At 47.7% G+C, this 1,598-nt stretch carries 3 protein-coding genes; all 3 read right to left on the bottom strand.

The window, feature by feature from the left end:
* Positions 1-125: NTP transferase domain-containing protein (locus A3751_RS21865; protein ID WP_156492498.1), on the bottom strand; the 125-nt coding region annotated here is incomplete at its 3' end.
* Positions 126-253: 128 nt separating this feature from the next.
* A complete protein-coding gene (locus tag A3751_RS15030; protein WP_068457597.1) occupies positions 254-670 on the bottom strand; it encodes a F0F1 ATP synthase subunit epsilon in 417 nt (138 codons plus the stop codon).
* A gap of 54 nt (positions 671-724) precedes the next feature.
* The coding region (atpD, locus tag A3751_RS15035) for a F0F1 ATP synthase subunit beta (RefSeq protein WP_068457599.1) at positions 725-1,598 on the bottom strand (874 nt) is incomplete at its 5' end.

Consider the following 1,598-nt stretch of genomic DNA (forward strand, 5'->3'; position numbering starts at 1 on the left):
GCAAGTGCGGTCTCTAATACGTGTGTGAGCATTGGTTTGCCAGCAAGTGTATGCAATACCTTAGGCTTATCAGACTTCATACGGGAGCCTTTACCCGCAGCTAAGACGATAATGTGAAAATCCATATCTCGTTCCAATTCTCTCGTTTTGTTTAATTGTAGTCGCAGAAGAGTACTAAGAAAGCCTCTTATCTACTGATTTACCAACAAAAAAGGCAGCCTTAAGCTGCCTTTAGATGATTGCGTTTGTAAGCTCAACGCCTACGCAATTGTTGAATCGCTCTCAGCCTTGCAGCCGCTTCTGCTAACTGTGCTGCAGCACGAGAATAATCCATCTCGCCGCTTTGATTAGCAAATTCACGCTCGGCTTCCGCTTTCGCTTCAAGAGCCGCCGCTTCATCCAGATCATCAGCACGCTGCGCTGTATCAGAAAGTATGGTCACGACATTTGGCTGTACTTCGAGATAGCCACCTGTCACATAAAATACTTCTTCTTCACCGCCTTGCTTAACAATACGAACTGGGCCCGGCTTTAAACTAGTCATTAGTGGCGCGTGGCCTGGGGCAATACCTAAATCACCCAACTCACCAACAGCAACTACTAGCTCAACAAGACCTGAGTAGATTTGCTTTTCAGCACTAACAATATCGCAATGGACGCTAATACCCATATATTCTCTCCGGTAGAGACTGGTGAAGCGTAAGGCTTCAACCAGTCACTCAGATTACATGTTCTTGGCTTTTTCTACCGCTTCTTCGATTGAACCAACCATATAGAACGCTTGCTCTGGAAGGTCATCGTACTCGCCGCCCAAAATACCTTGGAAACCACGAATCGTCTCGGCTAGAGACACGTACTTACCAGGAGAACCTGTGAAGACTTCCGCTACGTGGAATGGCTGAGACAAGAAACGCTCGATCTTACGTGCACGAGCAACCGTCTGCTTATCTTCTTCAGATAACTCGTCCATACCAAGAATCGCGATAATATCTTTCAATTCTGCATAACGCTGAAGAACTGTCTGAACACCACGTGCTACGTCGTAATGTTCCTGACCAATTACTAATGGGTCAAGCTGACGTGATGTAGAATCAAGTGGATCGATTGCAGGGTAGATACCCTTTGATGCAATGTCACGGCTCAATACGACAGTCGCATCAAGGTGCGAGAATGTCGTTGCTGGTGAAGGGTCAGTCAAGTCATCTGCCGGTACGTATACCGCCTGAATTGACGTGATCGAACCCGTCTTCGTAGACGTGATGCGCTCTTGAAGTACACCCATCTCTTCTGCGAGTGTAGGCTGGTAACCTACCGCTGAAGGCATACGACCAAGTAGGGCCGATACCTCTGTACCCGCTAGCGTGTAACGATAGATGTTGTCTACGAACAGTAGTACATCTTTACCTTCATCACGGAACTTCTCAGCCATAGTCAGACCGGTCAGAGCAACACGAAGTCTGTTTCCTGGCGGCTCGTTCATCTGTCCGTAAACCATTGCTACCTTGGATTCCGTAGGGTTCTCCAAGTTAACAACGCCTGCTTCCTGCATCTCGTGGTAGAAATCGTTACCTTCTCGAGTACGCTCGCCAACACCTGCA

The organism is Oleiphilus sp. HI0080 (genome assembly GCF_001635135.1).